Source organism: Actinoplanes sp. NPDC048791 (genome assembly GCF_040650095.1).
Taxonomy (GTDB): domain Bacteria; phylum Actinomycetota; class Actinomycetes; order Mycobacteriales; family Micromonosporaceae; genus Actinoplanes.
Window position 1 is genome coordinate 1 of sequence record NZ_JBEZGQ010000650.1, and the last position, 4,916, is coordinate 4,916.

The window sequence follows — 4,916 nt, forward strand, 5'->3', positions numbered from 1 at the left end:
CCGTGGACGGCGCCACCGGCACCGTCACCCCCATCAAGGTCACCTGAGCGGCTTCTCAGCGGCTCAGCCGGCGCTCAGGAAACCCCGCGCAGTCTGTTCGTCGAGTGAGGACAGCGACGAACGGGGAGATCCATGCGGTGCAACGGAAACCAGGTGAGTCGCCGGCTGGTGCTGGCCGGCGGGGCGGGCGTGACAGCGGGGGCGCTGTTGCCCACGGCCGCCCCCGCGGCGAGCCGGAACGGCGGGGCGGCCGACGAGATCTTCGCCTTCGCCACCGCTCCCGAACCGGCCGGCCAGGTCGACTGCCAAGTCTGGAGGCGTGCCGCCAGCGGGCCGGCGGGGTCACTTCACCTCGCTCCAGATGTGACACTGATCCGTCATAAGTGATGCCGTTCTTCTTTGCCCGTACGGGCACACTTCAGCGCCGCCGCCCGCTGAGCGTGCGTCGCACGACATACTCGGGTGGACATTCCCGCAGTCGTGTCAACTCTCCGGTAGAGGTTCGGCGTATGAGCCCCGACAGGGCACAACCGGATTGGCGTAACGCGCGGTCGCGCCCCCGGCCAGACCGGGCGGACGGTCTGGTCTCGTCACCGACCGAACACGCTACGTCGGCTGTGGTCGTTCCGGTGTCCACGGGGTCATGGAGCTACTTGAAGTCGAACGCGTCGGTGATGCTTGCGTTGCAACGTTCGGTCGGCAACGGCGCGACCCGGAGGGCTGTGTCCCAGTCGCTGACAGTCCAACGGGATCGCGCGGAACTCGACGCCGCGTACCGCGACGAGGTGAGCGCCGGCGAATGGGGGAAAGCGGCCGTACGCCTCAACGGGTTCAACGATACCGACATCAACGCCCGGGTGAAGGATCTCGGCTACGACCAGCGCACCTTGCTCCTCGCTGCCTGCCCGGACTGGAACCACCGCGTGCGCCGACCGGCGCTGGACATGAACTACAAAGAGGATGTGGCGGCCGGCCGTCTGGAGCAGGCGGCGGGCCTGCTCAACGGATTCGACGAACCCGACATGATCAGCCGGTTCGGCAGCCTTCCCGTCGAGAAGCATTTGGCGCTGCTGATCGCCTGTCCGGCCTCGGCTAAGCGGGTCCTCGAAATCGGTCTCCGACTGCAGCCCAAGCAGAAGACGCGGGTGTGGCCGGTGGCGGACTTCATCGCCATCTGGGAGAAGCTGCACGGCCGGACGATGACACCCGACGAGAAGAATGATCTCAGTCGCGGCTGCATCGGCATCACGTCACTGAACCTCGCTGACGGTGCCCCTGACCCGCCCCTGGGCCTGTCGTTCGACAGTTTCGAACATGCCCGCGCCGTGTCGCGCGCGCTCAACGACATCCTGGCCACTGCTCCAACCGTAACTAAGTACGGCGAGGCGGTGGGACTGCATCCGCTGCTGAGTCAGCTCACCGGTGTGGTGAGCGCCCTGCCGTCGAGCAATCCCGCCGAGTGGCGGGCCGTTGTCTTCTCGAAACGCTTCTACGCCAACCAGAACCCGGATTGGAACAAGCGCAAGAAGGCGGACACGAGGTCATTCAAACCGAACCCGGACACTGGCCAGGTCGACATGTCGGGGTACAAGTACAGGGGCCGTCCCGACCCATCCGAGGGCCCGGGGGCAGAAATGGTCAACTTCGACTACGGCTGGTACGACGAAGCCACCAATACCTGGTGGCACGCCAATCACTCCGAGCCCGGCATGAAGGTCTACCAAAGTACGCTCAAGCACTACTCGCAGCCGCTGCTGAACTTCGACCGGCAGGTCTTCACGGTCGCTCTGGCAAGGAAGTAAGAGGAGGTGCCGTGGATTTCTCCGAGATGGTTGATCACCAGGTCACCCTCAGCGGTGTCGCGTACAACGCGCTCGGCAGCGCTGTGGTTGCCGATCCCGATGGCGAGTGGCTCGTCTATGTGGACGGCCTCGAGAGCTGGGACGACGGCGACTACGGCAAGAAGGTGGAGGTCACCGGTCTGATGGTCCGGGAGGCCATCGCACCTCAGGCGGAGGAGAAAGACGGCCGGCACACCCACGGTGCCAAAGGCAAGGCCATGGTGATCCGCGACGCCACCTGGCAACTCCTGGACTGATGTGATCACCGAGGAATGCCGGCAGAACCTCAGCGACACGGGCGTACCGTCACCTGCGGACAAAGCTGGGGACAGGGAGCCATCGGTAGACAGGTCTTTGCGACAAGATCTCGGCTACGAGAGGGTTTCTCGCCACCCAGACCGCGGACCTGCACGAGGCCCTCACGCGGGTGGCCGCCGAGGGCTGGTCACACGTCATCCTCGATGGCAAGCTCTTTCACCGACCGCCTGGCCGAGACCACCATCAGCGTCAGGGGCGAGACCATCGACGCCTGGTACATCGTCCGTGCCGCACTTGTCCTCACTCAATGCGAATACCGGTACAACGATGACCGCTACAGCCTCGAGTTCCTGGCCTACGTGCGCCACATCTACGCCAGCCGCACCGCCGACGCCCGCTTCGTGCTCGACCGGCTCACCGCGCTGGGCGCCCGGGCAATGCCTGCCGGTCTGCGCGCCGGCCTCGACCTCGGCCGGATCGGCGCGTTCAGTGGCATCACCGGTGCCGGCCTGATGACGCTGACCCTGATGGCGGCCGACGAGCGGGTCCGGGCCGGGGCGATCGGGGACACCGACGTCGGCTTTGCGACCGCCGACGGGGGCTGGCTGCCCTTGGCGCCCGTGGTCGAGCAGGGGCTGACGGGCGCGGTGCTGGCGATCCGGCCGGGCAGCGCGTACGGCGCGATGATCGGCACGGTCTCCCCGGCGGCGGCCGTCGCGGCGACCCGCGCGTACCAGGCGGCGTTTTTCGACCTGCACCTCAAGGGCCGGCCGACGCGCCTGTTCAGCCGGCCCAGCGCGGCGCACCGGGCGGTCCGGCTGGTTCGCTGACCCGTGGGAACACTATAGGTAAGCGCTTGCCTGGATCGACGAGGGCTGATCTGATGGCGGCATGGAGCTTGATCGCAGGATGCTGTTGCGGGCCGCGCTCGGCGGGGCCGTCGCCGGTGGGCTGGGGATCACCGGACCGGCCGGCGCCGCCGGGCGCCGCCCGCCCCGACACACGATCTTCGTCGCGGGGGACTCGACCGCGGCCACGTACGCCCTCGCGGACGTGCCCCGCGCGGGCTGGGGCCAGGCGCTGCCGCTCTTCCTGCGGCCGGAGATCGCGGTGGTCAACGAGGCGCTCTCCGGCGCCAGTTCCAAGAGCTTCGCGGACCTGGGCCGGCTCGACCGCATCCTGGCCGCCATCCGTCCCGGCGACGTGCTGCTGGTGTCCTTCGGCCACAACGACGAGAAGGTCGAGGACCCGGCCCGCGGCACCGAGCCCTGGACGACCTTCCAGGAGTACCTGCGCCGCTACCTGGACGGCGCGCGGGCCCGCCGGGCCCGGCCCGTGCTGGTCACCCCGGTCGAGCGACGGCGGTTCACCGCCGAGGGCGTGCCCTACCTGTCGCACGGGGAGTATCCGGCGGCGATGCGGGCGCTGGCCGAGGACACCGGTACGCCGCTGATCGACCTGACCGCGTTGTCGTTCGCCCGCTGGGGCGCCCTGGGCCCGGAGGCGACCAAGACCCACTTCCTCTGGCTGGACCCGGGTGTCTCGCCGAACTATCCCGCCGGGGTCGCCGACAACACCCACTTGCAGGCGCACGGGGCGATCGAGGTGGCCCGGCTGGTGGTGGCGGCCGGACGGATGCTGCCGGGCCGGGACCACCGGGCACTGTGCGACCCCACGATCCCGGACGATTCGCTCGTCTGGCCCCCGACCCGGCCGGCCGAGAGCTGACCGGCAATCGTCACGGGGCCGGCAGCCGCCAGACGCTGACGTCCTGGCCGCGGGAACTCATCGTCAGCCAGGTCCCGTCACCCAGCCCGATCGGGTGCGGGCCGGCCGCGACCGGATAACGGATCGGGCCACGGACGTCCAGGGTCTCGACGTCGATGAGCCAGTGCCGCACGTCGGCGGCGCCGTACCCGTGCTCGCTGGTCTCCGCCACGAGCGTGCGGTCGTCGACCAGCCCGCACCGGAAGCCCCAGCGGGCAGCGGGATCCGCCGGCTCCAGCCGGTCGGCCAGGACGGTGCCCACTACGACGTGGTCGGACGTGCGGTGCACGGTCAGCTCCTGACCCTGCTCGTGCCCGCGGGTCAGGAACGTGCGGCCGCCCGGCCCGGCGGCGAGGAGGATCCGGTCGTCATCGGGCAGCCGCTCGACGTGCAGGACACCATCGGCGAGCCGGCCCCACAGCGCCGGTGCTCCGTCCTGACCCTCGCCGACGGCCAAACCCATGACCGCCGGGTCCGGGTGCGGGACGTGGTGCGATCCGGCGGCGTACGTCTCGGTGCCGGCCCGCGCCACGACGGTGCCGTCCGCGGGGTCGATCACCAGCCACGTCTCGGGACTGGACTCACCACGCGGATCGTCGTCCTCGCCGAGCTCCCGTACGTGGGCCCACACCGTCCGGCCGTCGGCGCCGAAGCAGGCCGAGCCGTGGTCGGGATGCTTGTGGGCCGGGTCGGCGGTGTACTCGTCCGCCGTCTCGTGCCGCTCCTCGCAGACCCAGCAGCCGTGCGGGATCTCCCACCGGGTCACGCCGTCCGGGGCCACCGCGCGCACCGCGTGCAGTCCGGTGAAGACGGCCAGGTCGAGGCCGGGCGCCACGGCGTCGACGCCGCTCGCGACGCGCGGCCAGGGTGCCGGGAAAACCACCAGCGGGGTGTGGTCGCCCGCGGCCAGCCGGTCGAGGTCGTGGACCGCCAGCGTGGCGTCGGTGCGGGTGGTCACCAGCCGCCGGCCCGGCACGCCCGGCGTCAGGGGGCCGTCGCACGTGGTGGGCAGCGACACCCTCGACCGGCTGATCCATTGGGACATCCTCC

5 protein-coding genes are annotated in these 4,916 nt (G+C 69.9%); 4 read left to right on the forward strand and 1 reads right to left on the reverse strand.

All coding sequences use genetic code 11. From position 1 onward, the window contains the following. Positions 1-653 precede the first annotated feature (653 nt). The 4 genes from AB0C29_RS33620 to AB0C29_RS33635 all read left to right on the forward strand — a co-directional run bounded on the left by AB0C29_RS33620 (position 654) and on the right by AB0C29_RS33635 (position 3,827). Positions 654-1,802 carry a hypothetical protein gene (locus tag AB0C29_RS33620; RefSeq protein WP_360828865.1) on the forward strand — a complete coding sequence of 383 codons (1,149 nt, stop codon included), beginning with the start codon at positions 654-656 and terminating at the stop codon, positions 1,800-1,802. An 11-nt stretch (positions 1,803-1,813) separates the two neighbouring features. Continuing rightward, on the forward strand, positions 1,814-2,098 hold the full coding sequence (locus tag AB0C29_RS33625; protein WP_360828868.1) for a hypothetical protein: 285 nt from the start codon (positions 1,814-1,816) through the stop codon (positions 2,096-2,098). A gap of 204 nt (positions 2,099-2,302) precedes the next feature. After that, the gene (locus AB0C29_RS33630) at positions 2,303-2,929 is read left to right on the forward strand and encodes a hypothetical protein (protein ID WP_360828871.1); all 627 of its coding nucleotides are present in this window, start codon (positions 2,303-2,305) and stop codon (positions 2,927-2,929) included. Between the two features lie 61 nt (positions 2,930-2,990). Next, positions 2,991-3,827, forward strand: coding sequence for a rhamnogalacturonan acetylesterase (locus AB0C29_RS33635; RefSeq protein WP_360828874.1), 837 nt, complete (start codon positions 2,991-2,993; stop codon positions 3,825-3,827). A gap of 10 nt (positions 3,828-3,837) precedes the next feature. On the opposite strand, the gene AB0C29_RS33640 is transcribed toward AB0C29_RS33635, so the two are convergent. After that, the coding region (locus tag AB0C29_RS33640) for a hypothetical protein (RefSeq protein ID WP_360828877.1) at positions 3,838-4,916 on the reverse strand (1,079 nt) is incomplete at its 5' end.